Raw genomic sequence first — 18,540 nt, forward strand, 5'->3', positions numbered from 1 at the left:
ACTCATCAATTCAATTTAAATTTTCGTTTAAAATAAATTAATTTAACCCTTCTAACTAAAACTTATTTAACATGAGAAAACAACCAATCCTTTTTGCAGCGCTTTGTATGGCCTGTAGTGCGGTGTTTGCACAAACCGATGATGCAGTAATAAGCAAAATAAAAAATGAAGGGCTGAGCAATTCAAAAGTAATGGACATTGCTTTTCATCTTACCGATGTTTCGGGGCCAAGGTTAACCAATTCTCCGGGTTACTTCCGTGCGGCCAACTGGGCTAAAGATGAATTGACAAAAATGGGAATGGTAAACGCAGCATTGGAACCCTGGGGCGATTTTGGTGTAGGCTGGGAACAGAACCGTTGTTATATTGCCATGACAGCTCCTTACTACACACCTATTGTAGCCATACCAAGAGCGTGGACCGGCAGCACGCCGGGAAAAAAGATCATGAGCAGCGAAGTGATTGTTATAAATGTAAAAGATTCTGCAGAACTATACCAGAAATATGCCGGCAAAGTAAAAGGTAAAATTATAATGGTTTACGCAGCGGATACATTACATCCTTCATTTACCCCGGACGGACAACGTTATGCTGATAGCAGTTTAGAAAAAATGGCCAATGCAAAACCTGACGCACCAAGAGGCGGAGGTGGCCAGAGAAACTTCACCCCCAACGAAGCCATGAGACAAAGACAATTATTAGCAAGGCAGATGGGAGATTTTTATAAGAACGAAAAACCTGCACTGGTGTTAAGTCTTAATGCAAGAGGTAACGACGGTACTTTATTTGTGCAAAACGGAGGTTCGTATGCAAAAGATGCCGAAAATAATTATGCCTGGGTAATGTTATCCAGCGATGATTATTTAAGGGTACAACGTTTGGTACTGTCTGGCCAAAAAGTAGAAATGGAAGCAGATGTAAAAACAAAATTTTATCCTGATGATATCAAAGGGTATAATGTGGTGGCGGAAATTCCGGGTACTGACCCTGTTTTAAAAGACGAGATTGTAATGTTAGGCGGGCATTTAGATAGCTGGCATGGCGCAACGGGTGCAACAGATAATGCAGCAGGCAGTGCTGTGATGATGGAAGTGATGCGTATCATTAAAGCAACCGGCATGCAACCCAAACGCACTATTCGTATTGCATTATGGAGTGGCGAAGAAGAAGGTTTATTAGGATCGAGAGGATATGTAAAAATGCATTTTGCCGATCCTGCAGATATGGTATTGAAGCCGGAGCATTCAAAAGTTTCTGCATATTATAATTTAGATAATGGTACCGGAAAAATAAGAGGTATTTATTTACAGGGCAATGAAGCAGCAAGAAGCATTTTTGAAGAATGGCTGAAACCATTTCATGACCTGGGTGCAGCTACAGTTACCATCAGCAATACAGGCGGAACAGATCACCAGTCATTTGATGGTGTTGGTATTCCCGGTTTTCAATTTATACAGGACGCTATTGAATATGATACCAGGACACACCATACCAATATGGATACTTATGATCATTTAGTACCTGAAGATCTGAAACAAGCGGCCACTATCATTGCATCATTTGTTTACAATACTGCACAACGCACAGAAAAAATACCGAGAAAAGAATTACCTAAACCAAGAGGCGCCAACGGCGGAAGAGGTTTTTAAAAACATTCGTGTATAAAAAAAGGCGTCAGAGGATTGAATCCGTCTGACGCCTTTTTTATAAGTTTAATTAAACTGCTACTTTTTCTTTAGCCTGTGTTAAACGGGTAAACTCAGAACCACTGAAAATTTTAGACAATTGATTATTATTGGTTTTTTTCCATTCCGGTATGCTTGCTTCTGTAACAATGCGCCAGAAATTTTTGGCTTTTAAATCTTCGTAGTCATTGGTTTTAACAAATACACCAACAATGGTGTTACGTTTTTTAAATTCAATTTTTACAGCATTTTTTGCAAGGTGTGCAGGCTCTAAAAATTTAATAATGAGATCATTATTCATATAATAATTTTTTGCAAATGTACGCTAATTAAGGCTTTCAGCCGCATTTATTTATCTGCAACGCTGTACCAGACTAATAACCAGCAAGTTGATAACGGCAGTCGTGAATCGTGAGACGTGAGTAGCAGCCCGAATTTTTATACGACATTCAATTTATAAAGCACTGCCAATTCCTAAAGATTGGTTGTATTATTTACTGGTTGTAGCATAAACAGCAGTGAGGCGCTAAGCAAGAATGCTACCACTCACGCCTGATGACTCACCACTAACGGTTTACACCCTGTAACAAACCGCATTAATATTCATGCCTGCACCTACCGATGCAAAAAGAATGATATCGCCATCATTTAACCGGTGTCCTTTCATTGTATCTTTTCTTACCAGGTCGAGCAAAGTAGGGATGGTAGCCACAGAACTGTTACCCAAATAATGAATGCTCATGGGCATGATATTTTCGGGCACTGTTTTAATACCATACAATTTGTACATCGCTTTAATAATACCTTCATCCATTTTTTCATTGGCCTGGTGAATGAATACTTTTTTCAATTCACTGATATCAACACCGGCTTTATCCAAACAATCTTTCATGGCAGCCGGCACATACTTCATGGCATACTCATACACTTTTCTGCCTTTCATTTTTATGTAGCGTACACGTGGATCAGAATCAGGAAAATTAGACTTACCCATATTCAGGTAATCCACTTCATCCATACAATGCGATTGTACACAGCAGGCCAAGATTCCGCTTTTAGTGGTTGCTGCATCTTTAACTTCCATTACACAGGCTCCTGCCCCATCCGAAAATATCATACTATCACGGTCGTAAATATCAATTACCCTGGATAAAGTTTCTGTACCAATCACCAGGCATTTTTTTGCAATGCCGGCTTTAAAATAAGCATCCGCCTGTATTACACCCTGCACCCAGCCCGGGCAACCAAATAAAATATCATAGGCCACACAGTTAGGATTTTTTATTTTCAATGCATGCTTTACCCTTGATGCCAATGCCGGCAGCACATCTGTTTGAATAGTATGCTTCAATACATTGCCAAAATTATGTGCTACAATTATCTGGTCTAAAGTTTCAGGATCACACCCGGCATCTTCAATAGCCTTTTGGGCCGCTATAGCTGCCATATCGGATGACTCCATACCTGCGTCTACATAACGCCTTTCCTCTATACCTGTTATCTGTTTAAATTTTTCCACCACTTCCTGAGGATCGGTTTCAATTTTCTTATTGTCTTCTCCGTAAAAATTAAGTATGGTGAATTCTTTATTGGTTTTTACATTGGCAGGAATATAACTGCCGGTACCTGTAATTACTGTTTGAAAACTATGCATTGAACAAAAATTAAAATTAAAACAACAACCGTATGATGATGGTAAAGTTATCGAATAATGGCGGGGCAAAAAATAATTTTCATCATCCCCTCCAATGCCCGCTATCAGGCTGTTATTAATGGTTTTTTAATATGGTGCACAGGCTTATTAAAATTGCATTAAGTTTGTCATTCATTTTATGTTTATGTACAAAGCCTCCTTTTCTTTTATCATCCTCTTCATCATTGCTTTTACCAATAATTTAAAATCGCAAACTGCGGTCAGTATCCCGGCATTTACGGCATACGCTGTGCCTGCAGAGGAAAGCAGTGAAGACGATGAAAGTAATTTATTCTCTGTAAAAGATGGTTTACACCACTGGACCAATACCAACCAACAGATCCTGTTTTATTTTAACCTGCGTACCACCGGGCCATTGCATCTTGCGGTATTACTAAAAAATGATGTGGCAGGAAATAAATTAACGGTTTCTTTTGCAGGCAAAAAATTTAATATTACCACTCCTGAATCTGCCGGTTTTAAAAAAATAACGATTGGCAATGTGCTGATAAAAGAACCGGGATTTTACACGCTCACCTTATCTTCTTTTGCAAAAAAAGGAAAAACAATTGCAGATATTAAATCACTGGAACTAAGTGGCGCTGCAGTAAAAAATATTCATTTTAATGCAAAGCCAAGAAGGAATGCCGCTTCTGTTCACCTGATGTACCCCTTGGATGATACCATGAAAGTAGTTTCTTTTTACAACGAAGTAACCATACCAAAAGATGCGGACCAGTTGCACAGTTATTTTATGGCCTGCGGTTTTGCCCGGGGGTATTTTGGTATACAGGTAAACAGCCCCACCGAAAGAAGGGTAATATTTTCCGTATGGGATGCTGGTAACGAAGCGGTGGACAGAAATAAAGTAAACGACGAGAACAAAGTAAAACTGATGGCAAAGGGGGAAAATGTTTTTGCGGATGATTTTGGTAACGAAGGCACAGGAGGGCACAGTCATTTTGTATATAACTGGAAGGCGGGTGAAACCTATAAATTTTTAGTAACTGCTGCCACGGATAGCGCAAGTAATACTACAAGCTATGCCGGTTATTTTTATATACCTGAAGTGCAAAAATGGAAACTGATCGCATGTTTTAAAGCACCCAAAGATGGTAAACCATTGAGAAAATTATATTCTTTCGTGGAGAATTTCTGGGGCAACAACGGGCAATTATTCCGCAAGGCTTGTTTTGGCAATCAATGGATAAGAAGAGAAAATGGCGACTGGAAGGAAATTACCGGGAGCAAATTCAGTTATGATGCTACGGGTAAAGCGGGTGACCGCATAGATTATGGCGGTGGTGTTGAAGACAATAAATTCTATTTATGGAATGGTGGATTCAAACCAACTAAAACAACATTTGGCGATCTATACAACAGGGCGGCACTCAATCAAAAACCTGCAATTGATTTTTATAAGAATGCAGATAGTGCTGCAGAAACAGTTAAGGAAACGGCGGCAATATTAAATGCCATTCAGGCAAGAACGATAGATACAACCGGAAGCAAAAACGGTATTTACTACAAACTATTAAGGGAAGGTGAAGGTCCGCTGGTAACTATCAACGACACTTTGGTGGTGCGCTATAAAGGCCAACTGATGAATGGAGAAGTGTTTGATGAAACCAAAGACGAGCCCGCTACTTTTTCATTAAAAAGACTGATCAAAGGATGGCAGATTGGTTTACCTTTTTGCAGGCAGGGTGGAAAAATAAGACTTATAATACCCTCATCATTAGCGTATAGCATCAGAAACCTGGGTATTATCCCTCCAAACAGCCCTTTAATTTTTGATGTGGAAGTGGTAGAAATAAGGCGGTCCAAAACGGAGTAAAAAATAATATTAGGGAGTTTATTAATAAAAAAACTATCTTTGCGCCTTATTAAATAATACAATACAATTTAAAATGGACAAACAACAAGGTACCGTTAAGTTTTTCAATACTGAAAAAGGATTCGGTTTTATCAAACACAACGACTCTAACAAAGAAACTTTTGTACACGTAAGTGGATTAAAAAGCCAAAATATTAAAGAAGGCGACAGCGTTGAGTTTGATTTGCAAGAAGGCAAAAAAGGCATGAACGCAGTTAATGTGGAAGTTGTAGGATAATTCCTCACTTTTAAAAACCTTTAAGGGCTGTACCAAAAGTACAGCCCTTCTTTTTTATCGCCTGTTTTGAATATGATTAAACCCAAAAGCGGTAACCACACATATCAGCCCTAATATCCACCACAAATAAGAATAGCCCAGCGAATGTGCGATCTGTGTGCCGCTTAAGCTTCCAATTACCTGTGCCGCACTCCATGCCATAGTGTATATTGCGGCATAGCTGCCCCTGTTCTCGGTAGTTGTGCGGCCAATATAATAACTGTTCATAAACGGCATACCGATTATTTCAGCAAAGGTTACCATCAGGATAACAGCAGTAGCCAGAATAAATCCATTTGCCAAAGGGATGTTAAGCATCCAGTACGATACGGCCAGTAATAAACATCCGTACATCATCAGTTTTAAATAAGGCCTGGTACCCTCCAGTTTAAATACGATCACCATCTCGAACAATGCAATTAAAATACCGTTTACAGACATGATGATGCCAATACTTGATTCGTTTAATTGCAGTCCTTCTTTAAAATATAAAGGCACTGTTGTAAACAACTGAAAGAAACATAATGCAAAGAGTAACATAAAACCGGTGAAGATCATAAACGTTTTATCCTGGAAAGGGCCTTTGCTTTTACCCGTACTTTCATGAGTGGTTTTATGTTGCTGTGCCAGTGTAACTTTTGGCAGAATGATCAGTAATGCAATACCTGCGGCGATATTAGTAAAACCATCTACCCAGAATAAAAGATGATAACTAATTGAAGCCAGTATACCAGCCAATGCGCTGCCTACGCCCCAGCCTAAATTAATGGCTAGTCTTACCAGTGAAAAAGATTGCGTACGGTTTTGAGCAGTGCTGTAATGTGCTACTGCACTGGAATTAGCAGGACGAAATGATTCATTGATAAGGCTGGCGAAAAAAATGCAGATACAAATAGTAAGATAAGAATCCATCTGGCCCAGCACAATGAACATGATACCCCCGCCAAACAAAGCCACAAACTGCATGGTATAAAATCCAATCGTATCACTCAGCCTGCCGCCAATAAATGCACCAAACAAAGAACCAATACCATAAATAGCAACGGCAAGGCCACCCTGTGTTTCGGTGTACCCACGATGATTGCAGTACAAGGTCATGAATGGCAGTACCATAGTGCCACTGCGGTTGATAAGCATCACCGCGGCAAGCAACCACATGCGGCGTGTTAAACCGCTGTAAGCATTTTTATAAAGATTGATGGTGGTTGAGATCATAACAGCGCTGCAAAGATATTCATACTAATGGACATCTGTAATAGTTTGAAGCAAAGCTGCAACCAGGTAGCGCTATACGTTTTTTGCAACAGGCATTTTGTTATTGCTCCATTCGCTCCAGGAGCCCACATACAAACCGGGTATTTTAAAACCGGCAGCAGCAATGGCTAAAAGTGTATGACAGGCAGTTACTCCCGAACCGCAGTGCACAATAATATTTTCCTGCTTTATATTGCTGAATGCATTTGTATATTTTTCTTTTAATTGCTCTGCCGGCAAAAAAAATCCATCCGCATCTAAATTTGTGGTGAAGGGAATATTTACAGCACCTGGTATATGGCCTGCAATAATATCAATCGGCTCTGTAATGCCTTTATATCTTTCTTCGCTACGCACATCTATTACAAGATATTGCTCATCCTTCGATGCTTTTTCTACTTCCTGCATACCGGCCATTGGCAAGCTCCAACCTGCATTATTATATGTTTCAGCTGGCACTGCCATTACAGTTTCAGCATTAACAGGAAAACCAGCTTTTACTGCAGCCTGGAACCCTCCGTTTAACACCTGCACTTTCTTATGCCCTATTGATAACAGCATCCACCAGAAACGTGCCGCCGCATTAGACGCATTTTTATCATCGTAAACCACTACATGGCTCTCGGGTGAAATACCCAATTGACCTAACACTGCAGCAAATTGCAACACTGTTGGCAAAGGGTGGCGGCCTCCGGAAGCAGCATCAGGTTTTATATCTGCCAGCTGAGTATTTAAATCAACATACAATGCACCATCAAGATGATTCTGCAAATATTTTTCCCTGGCATCATTGCCACTGCCTGCGTCAATAAGAATGATATTTTCTTTTTTATACAATGCCAATAATTCAGCAGGCGTTACCAGTGGTGATATTTTTTGTTCCATGACGTAAGTATTATTTTATTGTTTCTAAGTTCATGATATAAGGCCCGGTTTTACTGTAAAAATCTGTTCCTCTAAATACTATTGACTTTTATTTTAAGATTTAATAACAGGAATGTTTAAACGATAAGCTTGTTTATAAAACACAACAGCTAAACAAACACTAAGCGCAATGATAAAAGATTCAAACAGTAACAATGCATTGATAATGCCGGCATGATCTGCAAAATATCCCAGGCATATGGCAGGAATACCAAAACCTACATACCCAAAAAACATATAGCCCGACACAGCCCTGGCCTTTTGATGGCCTCCCAGATTCGCAACCAATGCTAATCCGCCAAGATAAGAGAATCCATAAGCAGCCATACCAACAATTGCGGTACCTGCAAAAAGAACCGGTAACTTACCGATGCTGCATCCTAAAATTACCAGCGCAAATCCGGCAGGTACCAGTAGCAATCCTATCTTTACAGATCTTAACGGATCAACCTTTCTTATCAATGGCTGTATAAAAGCACCTGTCCAGTTTACAAGCACCAGGCAAATACCTGCATAGGCAGTTAATCCAAATTTAGCCAGTTGTGTAGGGATAATCGCAATCACCACACCCGTTGCCGCCCAGCAAATAGCAATAGCACTGTTTACAGGCAACGACCCCGGAGGGAAATAAGGAAGTCTCACTAATTTACCACCAATGGGTTTAAGTTTGGGCAATGGTATAAGCAAAAGGATACCAATAAAAGTGAGTACCAGTAAAATATAATAGGTAACCGGCACTAAAGTAAAACTGATCAGCAAAACTATACTGGTGGCAAGTCCACCACCGCCAAAACCAAAAGCAGTAAAAAGCGAGGCCATCCCTGCTGCTTTAGTAGCTGCATGCGGATGCGGCTGCAACAGTTCGCTTATATAGGTAGCACCTGCGCCCATACCCAACCCAAGTGCAATACCCTGGAAAAATCTTGCCAACACCAGGGCAATAACATTTGGATACAGGGTAATGACTGCGGTGGCACAAAATGCACAAATCACACTTGCCATCAGCACGGGCTTCCTTCCTATCCTATCCGACAAGCCACCAAAAAAAATATAGCAGGGCAACATACCCAGCACATAAGAAGAAAAAACCAATGCGGTTTGCCCGTTATTTAAATGTGCTGCAGCCGCATACACCCTGAAAAGCGGCATTGAAATATTTACCGCCAATGTTATCAGCAACAATGCTATTGCAACTATAAACGGGGAAGACAATTTTACTTTATTAAACATGCTGTTGCTGTACCGTTATTTTTTTGTGCAGCAAATTTCAGTAAAATTCCTGATTAAGTGCTGATACAATTTTACCAGCATTACTGCCGCTTAATACATTTTTAAAAGCCGTAAAAACATATCATTAACATGCAGGCAGTACAGGCTTTGTAAAAGCATTTATAACTTTATTTTAAACTTACAATTAAGCTGCAAAAAATAACTGCTATATTTTTCCTGTCCATTTTTGCATGGTTGCAATACAGTAAACAACTGGCGTATTTTCACTGTGCAATAACCCAGACTTTTTCCGCTACCCATTGCGACTGTGAAGCTATTCTTACAGCAGACAACAAAGTCGCTGACACTGAATTACCTGTACCCAAAACAAATCCGGTTACTGCACCGGATGAATTTTATACACTTGCCAGCCATCTTTCATTTGCTAACGAAGAAATAAAATACGCTGCAGTATTCAACAAATTTCAAATTCCTCTTTATAGCTTTTGCTTTTGCAATAGTTTATTACGGCCACCCTGTTGACTGCATTTTTAAATTTATTTTTTGTCCTGAACCCAGGGCATGGCATTTTATTACCTGATTTAAAAGCAACAACATGAAATATTTATTAACTGCCATTGCAGCAGTCATTCTATTGTCTGCTACAGCGCAACAGAATACAGACAAAATTTTATACGGAAAAATTACCAGGGACAGTTTACTACAACCTCCTTATAACAAATGGTTTTCTAAAGGTTACAATTTATATAATATCAATACAGCAACCAAGAACAAACTTTTATTGCAATCAACCAAAGGCATCAGCATCGAAATATTCTTCGGCACCTGGTGTGGTGATAGTAAAAGAGAAGTACCAAGGTTTATAAAAATACTGGATGACATTAAATTCAATACTGCCAATGCAAAAATAATTTGTGTTGGAGGAAGTGATTCGCTCTACAAACAATCGCCGCAGGGAGAAGAAAAAGGAAAAGGTATTTTCAGGGTGCCTGTGTTTATTGTGTATAAAAACGGGATAGAGATCAATCGGATTAATGAATCACCTGCTTTGTCTTTAGAAAAAGATCTTTTATCTATCTTGACCGGGGAAGTTTATACACCTAACTATAAAAGTTTTGCCAGCATCAATAAATGGATCAACGATGGCAGTTTACCTGACAGCAATATTGCACCACGCAATTTTGCAGCACAATTAAAACCATTGGTAAATAACGAATACGAATTAAATAGCTTAGGCTACCTGCTGCTGCAACAAAATTTAAAAAAAGAAGCGTTGACGGTTTTCAGGATCAATGCTAACCTTTATCCTGAATCGGGTAATGTTTTATCCAGCCTTGGAGAAGGGTATTTAAAAAATGGTAATGCAGAAAAAGCAGCGCAGGTTTTAGAAAGCAGCATCCTGCTTACAAAAGATGCAGCAGCGTTAAAAGAAATATTATCGTTGTTGTATGAAGCGAAAGGATTTAAACTGTAGCAAATAAAGAAGCCAGGTTTGTAAAACCTGGCTTCTTTAAATTTCTAAGCTTATAAATTAAAATTATCAGCTTTAGGCATTGCGGCAAAAGCTTCCTGTAATTTTGGAGGAGGAATGGCCAGCTTTCTTTTTACAGTGTCCAGCCATGCGCCATCAACAGTAACTATAGCGGCAAGCGTATCGCCGTTCTTCCATATCTCATTGGTAAAACTCCAGCGGCTGAAATCTTCATTGGATTTTAATAACCTGATCCTGATCTCAATGTCATCTCCGAATTTCAGTTCTCTTTTAAATACACACTCTTCCCTGAATAAGATAGGGCCGATTTGTTCATCCTGTAACACCTGCATGGTAATGCCGTATTGTGCAAGAATAAGCAAACGGGCATTGGCACAGTAATCGTAATATTTGCTATGCAGCACATGAAAGTTAGGGTCTATATCCGACCATCGTATTTCTGCTTTAACTGTAAATGTTGACATACGTACTAAAGATTTTATTTATCCAGGTATTGTAAAATTTTCACACCAATTTCATCATTGCTTACTGCGGTGTTAGCCAATATTACAACTGCATTTTTTGTTTTTTCGTTAATGGCTAAAAAACTTTTGTAGCCACCGGTCTGTCCTCCATGAAATAATATTTTTCCCCAACCCCAATCCTGTATAAACCAGTTGAGTGCAATTTGTTGTTGCCCTACATCAAAGGTAGGTAGATGTGATAAACTGATCGCCTGTTTTAAAAATATATTGCCCTTATCTTTACTATCATCCGGCAAGATAAGTTCATTAAACAAAACATATTTAAGCATATCTTCTGTATTGCTTCTTATACAACCTGCCGCTGCCAATGCTTTAAAATCCCATTGACTTTGTAAAGAAATATTTGCGTCATATCCCTGTACAAATAAAGCACTATCTTTTTCAGTTAAAAATTGCATGGTATTGTTCATGCCTTGTATTGAACAGGTAAAATCTTTAACCATTTTTTCAAATGGCCTTTCATATATCTTTTCTAAAATATTACCTAACAGTCCTACTGCCAGGTTACAATATTCAAATTTTGTTCCGGGTTTGCGGGAAAGCTTAGCTACTTTTAAGTATGTATATAATTTAGCCTCATCGTAATCTTTGTATGGATTTACAAGATCGGTTGCTCCAAAATTATCAGGTAATGGTGGCAGGCCGGATGTATGATTGGCTAAATGCATAATTTTTAGCGTATCATCCCCAAATTTAATCAGGGGAATATTTTTGGGGAGGTACTTATTCACCGGATCATCCAGCTTTATTCTATTTTCAATTACTGCCTTAGACAAAATAAAGCCGGTAAAGGTTTTAGTAATTGAACCGATCTCATATAAATTTTTAGCAGCTGGCACCAGGCCATTACCCTTCCTGGTTTCGCCATAATTATAAAAATATGTTTTGCCATCCTTTAAAACGCCAATACTCATTCCAACTGTTTTGCTTTCAAACATAAATGGCTGCACAATAGCATCCATTTTTTTATCCAGTTCAGTAGCCAATACATTATCCGTTTTGGTTTTTGTAACCTCGCCTGTTACCGGTTTTTTGTAAGGTTGAAATAAGAAAGTTTCCAGCTTTCCTTCAGTATCTAAACTTATATACATGGATAAAACAACAGCCTCAAAACTCGTTTTATATTTACATACCCCTTTCTCATTTTTTTCAAACTCAGCTGATGTAATTTTTCCCAACGGAAATAAATTATTATCACAAACTGCTTTAAACTTTTCTGCACTCAATTGTTTTTTAAAAACAGCGCCTGCTAAACCGTACAAGCTATCGGAATTTTGTGCATTAAAAAAAAGCACCACTTTATCTTTCATTGCTTCATTCTTTTCCTTTTGCAGATCTTGCGCACAGGCAGCTAAAGAAAACAGGTAGGTAACAGCTAAAAATATTTTTTTCATTTTTTAGAAAATTAAAAAATCCTTCCTGGTGAGGGAAGGATTTGTGACTACTTATTTATCCGGTTGTTCTTTTTCAATTTTCGCAGTTTCATTTCTTTTAGCAATTTCCTCCAGCAGTTTCAACCCTAACAAACCACTGATGCCGCCATTTGCACTATCCCCTCCTCCACTGATCAATATATCCGGCATTATCTTTACGTTCTGTGCGCCTATAGACTCCATTACTTTCAATTGCGTAAAATTATTGCCGCCCATTGCTTCCACAGAAAGTTTATAGGATTCCGCATTGGATTTACCAATCGCTAATATCTTCTCTGCTTCTGCATTACCGGTCAATGAAATTTTTTCCGCATCAGCTTTCGCCAGTAATTCTATCTGTTCTGCATTTGCTTTTGCCAGTACACGTATTCTTTCAGCATCACCATTGGCTAATAATTTCAACCGGTCTGCTTCTGCAGTAGATTGCAAACGCACACTATTCGCTTCACCCGTTGCTTTTTTAACCGAAGCATCCGCTACCCTTTCTGCAATCAACACTCCCTGGTCGGCTTTTACAATTTCTTTTTGTATATCTGCAATAGCCGTTTCTTTTTCCAGGCTTTGCCTTGTTTCCTGCGCTTTCATTTCTGTTTCGTACGTTACTTTCTGTTCTTCTGCAATCTTACGGTCGGTTAATGTTTTCATTAAACTTTCGGGTGGTACTATATCTCCTATTAAAGTATCAACCCCAAACACATTATATTGATCCAGTACTTCGCCAATATGTTTTTTTGCCGAGGTCTGCCTTTCTTTACGTGTACCCAGGAAGGCGATCACATCACTGTCCTGCGCACTGTTCCTGAAATAGTTGCCAATAGTAGGTTCCAGCACCTGGCTTACCAGGTTATTCATGTTACCAAAGCGGGCAATTACTTTTGGTGCTTCGGTAGTGGGTATATGAATGATCTGCGACACATCGAGGTTAAAAGGGAAACCGTCTTTACTACGTACCGTAATAGTCGACAGATGTTTATCCAGTTGATGACTTTCGCTCCTTGCATTGGCCCAGTTCAGTACCAGGTTGGTGGTAGGTACCAATTCCACTTTCATAATAAAAGGGTTGATGGGGTATTTACCGGGGCCTAACGGTTCTGCCCAAACGCCTTTCTGGCCACGGGAAACAATATTGCCATGTTTGAATTCAGCACCGCTCAGGTCAACACCTTCATCACCCACATAGCTGATCACCACGCCTACATGGCCAATAGGAATTTCAGTCATGTTTACCATATCCACTTTTGCAAACCACGGATTTAAGAAATATGTACCTGCAAGGATCACCTGTTCCTGCAAACCTTTGTAACCACCCTTTTGCATAAACACGTCCACATCCTGGAATTTATTGTGCCCTTCTACAATGCGGCCTGCAATTTGACCTTCTTCCAAAGGTTTACCTTCCTGTGTGGTAACTACCCCCACGGCGTTATCAGGTATCGAAGTCATATCTGTCATGATCACTTCAAACAAAAATGTGTTGATACGATAACTACCTGGTGTAATGATGGCGGTCTGGCGTCCTTTGCGGCCACCATTTTTTAAAAATGCTTCTGCATTTTGAAAGCTGTCGCATTCTACCTTAAGGCCAAGGATAGAACCGGTCTCCAGTTCCGCACCGTCTTTTGCCAGCACCAGCCCTAACTGTCCTGTAGGAATAATAGTGAATGGTTGAAAATTAATTTCATACTGCCATATCCATTTGGCAAAATAAATACCCGGCGGTAATGTTTGCGATTGAAAACCTGCTTCGCCTTCTGTAGCCACAATACGGCCTTCGGGCAATTGCTGTTTTCCAAAGAGTACAAACTTTTTTGTAACCAGGCCAATCCTGTCCTCCGGCACAATTACAACGCCAAAGAACACACGAAGAATAAACCTGTAAAATAATAGAACGAATAAAGGGATACCGATTATCAATCCCCATTTGATGAGTTCATGAGATTCCATGTTATGTAGGGTTTTAGTTGATGAAAATAGGAAATGTTTTTGTAACCTGGCTGGTATTATTTGGTTTGAACAAAACGAATTTCGTTGAAATAGAATAAGCCTTTACTGGTCTGCATGGGCTTATGCACACGCCTGACCATATGACCAGGCAACAGGCTGCAATATATCAGGCTTTGGGCGGAGAAGTATTGAAATTAGTGAGGATAAAATCACACAGAAAGTAAGCAGTAAGCACAGCGGGTAGTTTCATTGTAAATAAATTACCCCACAAAGATTGTATGTTTTACAATGCTGTTATAACGAATTGAGGATGGATGGTAGAGTATGTGTTAAGGCTGGTAAGAAAACTTTCAGGAGTGGTACTGGTACAATGATGCAGGGATGAAACGCACTTTATAAATTTGCTTTGATAACAGCCGCAAGCAATACCGCCCATTTATTATATTCTTTTCCCGACGGGTGCAATCCATCTATGGCAACCAGCGAAGCATCTGTTGCAGCCATTCTTGTTGACGGTGTAATATCTATGTAATTAACCGCTTTAGTTTGCGCTACCTGTTTATTAATTACATTGAAAGAATCGATCTGTTTTGCAATTAAAGCTTTATCCTGCCCGTTTGCAAAAGGCGTTACGCTCCAGTCAGGAATAGATAATACAGCAACCCTGTATGTACGATTGCCTGCATACTGAATAGCTGTATTTAATAAAGCTGCAAACTCTGTTGCATACTCAGCCTGGCTACGACCCTGGTATTGGTTATTTACCCCGATAAGTAATGTTACAAAATCATAAGATGCTCTTGCAGGTGGCGTTGTATTGATGGCATTAATAAGATTACCGGTCGTCCACCCTGTTGTGGCAATATATTCCGTTGCATTAAAATTGATGCTGTCTTTTTTAAGCAGGCTAACTGTTTGTGCAGGAAATCGTTCTGCTTCCGTTACCGATTGACCGATAGTATATGAATCCCCAAGTGCCAGGTAAGTTTTATAACTACCGCTGATTATTTGCGGGGCAGGTGTGTAAGCTACCTGTTTTTTACAGGCCAGCAATAAATACATTGCACCAACAGCAAAAGCAATCAAAAATATACGTTGCATAACATGATAAACGTATTTTTTACCCCATTGGTTCAATAAAAAAGGGCTTTGTTTTACCAAAGCCCCTACTATTATTTATACAATATTTCGTAGTATTCCTGTGCCATTCGGTTACTATCAAACTGGAACCGCACATCCCTCATTCCGTTTTGGATGATCTGGCGCCACACTTCCTGGTTCTCGTAATACAAAGGCAATACCTGGTTCTCCAGTATCTCGTATAATTTATTCAAATCGTACTGGTCCTGTTCCTGCACACTGATATTTTCATAATCAATCGGCGGCACCACAAAACCATTATTACCATGATGAATGAATTCGCAGATCCACCCGTCGTTAGTACTACAGTTTACAGCACCATTCATAGCTGCAGTCATACCACTTGTTCCGCTTGCTTCCCTTGGTACACGTGGGTTATTCAACCAAAGGTCAGATGCCTGCTTTAAACGTTTACTTAACCCTAATTCATAACCGGTGCAAACCGCCACGTTATCATACCGCTTACTCAGATGTACCAGGTTATTAAAATCGCTGATAGCCGGATAATCCAGCGGATAAGGTTTACCTGCCCAGATAATCTGTACAGGATATTTTTTATTGCTTAATAATCTTTCAAATCTTTCTATATCTCTTGTAAGCAATTCTGCTCTTTTATAACCTGCAAAACGGCGTGCCCATACAATAGTGAACACATCTTTATTCATCAGCTTACCCGTCTGGTCTGCCACAATATCAAAAGCTCTTTTCTTCAGGTATTTTTTCCTGTCATCAAAAGCTGCCGTATTGTTTTCATTCATATAATTGTACAGCTGCTTATCGGACCAGTAAAACCAGTTCTGTGCATTGGTGATGGCTTTTATTTCGCAGATGCCGGGATATTTGTTCCACATTTTCCGGCTTACTTCGCCATGCAACTGGCTAACACCATTGGCCAGTTTTGCAAAACGCAAAGCAGCTAATGAATGATTAAACTGATCGCCTTCCATTCCGGTAAGCTTTCTTACGTCATCTAATTTCAATCCGCAGAAATAACTCATCTTTTCACACAGGAAAATATCATGCTTTTCATTGCCGGCTTCTTCCGGTGTATGTGTAGTAAATACCATCCTCTTCTTCACTTCTTCTGCACTGCCATATTTTTTATATAAATAAAAAGCAGAGCTGATGGCATGCGCTTCATTCAAATGATATAACTCCGGGTTAAAATTTAACAGGTCAATTAATTTTGCACCACCAACACCTAATAAAATAAATTGTGCCACTTTGGTAGCAACGTTAGCATCGTATAAGCGGTGGGTTATGGTTTGAGAAACATAATCGTTCTCCGGTAAATCTGTACTTAATAAAAATAAAGGTGCACTTTTAAATGTTTCAGGATTTAAATACCATGCTTTAACCCAAACCGGGTGTTCATGAATTTCTACCTGGAATTTTATACCCGTATCCTCTAAAAAATTGTAAATTTTTTCATTCCATTGCACCTGCATGGTCTGATCCTGGTTGCGTGCCTGGTCGTAGTAACCGTATTTCCATAAGATACCTACGCCAATTAAATTCTGTCGCAATTCATATGCACTACGCATATGAGAACCACTTAAAAAGCCCAGCCCCCCGCTGTAAATTTTTAAAGGCTGGTGTACTGCAAATTCCATTGAAAAATAAGCAACTCGTTTTTTAAAACGATCATCGATAGAATACGGAACATTGAAATTAGTAAAACTCATTATCTTTCTCTTTTTTGAGGACGCAATATAAATGGAAATTTCAGTAAAACCGAGAGGGTGGCAAAATATTGTGTATTTTGTACACTTTGTACTTTTGCTGTTACAACTGCAGGGTTTCCTGGACTACTTCCAATTAAACGGGTAAATTAAAATTGTTACGATTAAAAACGGGCTCCATGTATTAACGAATCCTGAAGCAAAAAATTACATTTGCCTGAATGATATCACTAAAAAACATTGCATGACAAATATTGATACTGAAAGCAGAGAAAGGTAACCTTGCTGCCTTATTTACTTTGCCGGGAAGATATACACATTTTTTTATTCCTGTTGATAATGGCTGGCGTACAGACGAACAGCTGTAATTGCTGTGTTAGATATTTTCTAATTTAATGGCTTTTTTTTCTCTAAAATCAAATCACTGTAAGAGAAAGCGATATAATCTGATGTTGCGATGTTAAAAAAGGCCGCATAATAGCTGCATTGGTCTTTTAATTTTTCTACCCCGATAGTTCCCTCCTTATCAATAGCCTCCACTTCAACAAAAGTGCCCAATCCTTCAACTTTATCAAAATGAAATTTTACGTTATTGATAAAATAGATCTTTCTTTTTTTGTCTACCACCACTTTTATGCCATGCAATTTTACAAGGATATCTTTTAATGCCTTATCCGGACTATGATGGTACAGTAAAATATCTGATTGCTTTGCGCCGGCAGTGTTGCTCCTTTCGTAGTAGATCAATGAATTTTCAATATTACCTTCCCGCAATTTTAAACGGCCGGTGGCAACATTAAAATAAGTATCCACCTGGTTATCTTCTCCAATATATTCGGGGTCAAGTGTAAGTAATTTTTTCTCTAAAGCGGCAATATCTGCAGCTTTTGCTTTAAACTCAAAGTTGAGGGTTGCCATTGTTAATTTTTCATTATTAATTATTCAATTATCGCTGTTACTTCTATTTCAATCAGCAAATCGTCATTTATCAGGCGGCTTACTTCCACCATGGTAGCCACCGGCTTTATCATTTTAAAAAATTCACCATGGGCTTTTCCTACTTCTTCCCATTGGGAGATATCGGTTACAAACATCCTTGTTCTTACCACATCATTTAAGGTAGCGCCTGCCTCGTTTAAAGCCTTTTCAATTTTTTTAAATACAAAAACAGCCTGGGCATAGATATCACCTTTTCCAATTAATTCATCTCCATCCATAGCGGTAGTGCCTGCTACTTCTACAATATTTCCTGTACGGACGGCCCTGCTATATCCTACAATATCTTCCCAGGGAGAACCGGAGCTGATCTTCTTTTTCATTGCAAAATATTAAGGGGTAAAAGTATTCAATATTCGCCGAAAAAAAATTTGTTCGTAATTATCGGGA

16 protein-coding genes are annotated in these 18,540 nt (G+C 39.1%); 4 read left to right on the forward strand and 12 right to left on the reverse strand.

Features of this window, described 5'->3' with window-relative positions; all coding sequences use genetic code 11:
- Nucleotides 1-71 precede the first annotated feature (71 nt).
- Nucleotides 72-1,649, forward strand: coding sequence for a M28 family metallopeptidase (locus tag ACYVM0_RS12420; RefSeq protein WP_460557494.1), 1,578 nt, complete (start codon nt 72-74; stop codon nt 1,647-1,649).
- A 67-nt stretch (nt 1,650-1,716) separates the two neighbouring features.
- On the opposite strand, the gene ACYVM0_RS12425 is transcribed toward ACYVM0_RS12420, so the two are convergent.
- Nucleotides 1,717-1,986 carry a short-chain dehydrogenase gene (locus tag ACYVM0_RS12425; RefSeq protein ID WP_430987201.1) on the reverse strand — a complete coding sequence of 90 codons (270 nt, stop codon included), beginning with the start codon at nt 1,984-1,986 and terminating at the stop codon, nt 1,717-1,719.
- A gap of 273 nt (nt 1,987-2,259) precedes the next feature.
- Nucleotides 2,260-3,339 (reverse strand): 3-oxoacyl-ACP synthase III family protein, encoded by a 1,080-nt coding sequence (locus ACYVM0_RS12430; protein WP_460557496.1) that lies wholly within the window; start codon nt 3,337-3,339, stop codon nt 2,260-2,262.
- A 184-nt stretch (nt 3,340-3,523) separates the two neighbouring features.
- On the opposite strand from ACYVM0_RS12430, the gene ACYVM0_RS12435 reads away from it, so the two are divergent.
- Together ACYVM0_RS12435 and ACYVM0_RS12440 are read left to right on the forward strand one after the other, a co-directional pair.
- Nucleotides 3,524-5,215 carry a DUF3472 domain-containing protein gene (locus ACYVM0_RS12435; RefSeq protein ID WP_460557498.1) on the forward strand — a complete coding sequence of 564 codons (1,692 nt, stop codon included), beginning with the start codon at nt 3,524-3,526 and terminating at the stop codon, nt 5,213-5,215.
- A 73-nt stretch (nt 5,216-5,288) separates the two neighbouring features.
- Nucleotides 5,289-5,492, forward strand: a complete 204-nt coding sequence (locus tag ACYVM0_RS12440) for a cold-shock protein (protein WP_430987198.1) — start codon at nt 5,289-5,291, stop codon at nt 5,490-5,492.
- A gap of 54 nt (nt 5,493-5,546) precedes the next feature.
- Here ACYVM0_RS12440 and ACYVM0_RS12445 read toward each other — a convergent pair whose 3' ends face one another.
- From ACYVM0_RS12445 to ACYVM0_RS12455, 3 genes are all read right to left on the reverse strand, one after another.
- The gene (locus ACYVM0_RS12445) at nt 5,547-6,746 is read right to left on the reverse strand and encodes an MFS transporter (protein WP_460557501.1); all 1,200 of its coding nucleotides are present in this window, start codon (nt 6,744-6,746) and stop codon (nt 5,547-5,549) included.
- A gap of 72 nt (nt 6,747-6,818) precedes the next feature.
- On the reverse strand, nt 6,819-7,670 hold the full coding sequence (locus ACYVM0_RS12450; RefSeq protein ID WP_460557503.1) for a sulfurtransferase: 852 nt from the start codon (nt 7,668-7,670) through the stop codon (nt 6,819-6,821).
- Nucleotides 7,671-7,763: 93 nt separating this feature from the next.
- Nucleotides 7,764-8,939, reverse strand: coding sequence for an MFS transporter (locus tag ACYVM0_RS12455; protein ID WP_460557505.1), 1,176 nt, complete (start codon nt 8,937-8,939; stop codon nt 7,764-7,766).
- 595 nt (nt 8,940-9,534) lie between these two features.
- On the opposite strand from ACYVM0_RS12455, the gene ACYVM0_RS12460 reads away from it, so the two are divergent.
- Nucleotides 9,535-10,413, forward strand: a complete 879-nt coding sequence (locus ACYVM0_RS12460; RefSeq protein WP_460557507.1) for a tetratricopeptide repeat protein — start codon at nt 9,535-9,537, stop codon at nt 10,411-10,413.
- A gap of 50 nt (nt 10,414-10,463) precedes the next feature.
- Here ACYVM0_RS12460 and ACYVM0_RS12465 read toward each other — a convergent pair whose 3' ends face one another.
- From ACYVM0_RS12465 to ACYVM0_RS12495, 7 genes are all read right to left on the reverse strand, one after another.
- Complete coding sequence (locus tag ACYVM0_RS12465) at nt 10,464-10,895, reverse strand: acyl-CoA thioesterase (RefSeq protein ID WP_460557509.1); 432 nt, start codon at nt 10,893-10,895, stop codon at nt 10,464-10,466.
- Nucleotides 10,896-10,909: 14 nt separating this feature from the next.
- Entirely contained in the window at nt 10,910-12,349 is a 1,440-nt protein-coding gene (locus tag ACYVM0_RS12470) for a serine hydrolase (protein WP_460557511.1), read from the reverse strand.
- Between the two features lie 51 nt (nt 12,350-12,400).
- Nucleotides 12,401-14,332, reverse strand: a complete 1,932-nt coding sequence (locus ACYVM0_RS12475; protein ID WP_460557513.1) for an SPFH domain-containing protein — start codon at nt 14,330-14,332, stop codon at nt 12,401-12,403.
- A gap of 393 nt (nt 14,333-14,725) precedes the next feature.
- A complete protein-coding gene (locus ACYVM0_RS12480) occupies nt 14,726-15,433 on the reverse strand; it encodes an SGNH/GDSL hydrolase family protein (RefSeq protein WP_460557515.1) in 708 nt (235 codons plus the stop codon).
- Nucleotides 15,434-15,504: 71 nt separating this feature from the next.
- Nucleotides 15,505-17,157 (reverse strand): alpha-glucan family phosphorylase, encoded by a 1,653-nt coding sequence (glgP, locus tag ACYVM0_RS12485; protein ID WP_460557517.1) that lies wholly within the window; start codon nt 17,155-17,157, stop codon nt 15,505-15,507.
- Between the two features lie 384 nt (nt 17,158-17,541).
- The gene (locus ACYVM0_RS12490) at nt 17,542-18,072 is read right to left on the reverse strand and encodes a class IV adenylate cyclase (protein ID WP_460557519.1); all 531 of its coding nucleotides are present in this window, start codon (nt 18,070-18,072) and stop codon (nt 17,542-17,544) included.
- A 20-nt stretch (nt 18,073-18,092) separates the two neighbouring features.
- A complete protein-coding gene (locus ACYVM0_RS12495; RefSeq protein ID WP_460557521.1) occupies nt 18,093-18,473 on the reverse strand; it encodes a RidA family protein in 381 nt (126 codons plus the stop codon).
- Nucleotides 18,474-18,540 lie beyond the last annotated feature (67 nt).

The organism is Ferruginibacter profundus, from assembly GCF_054783275.1.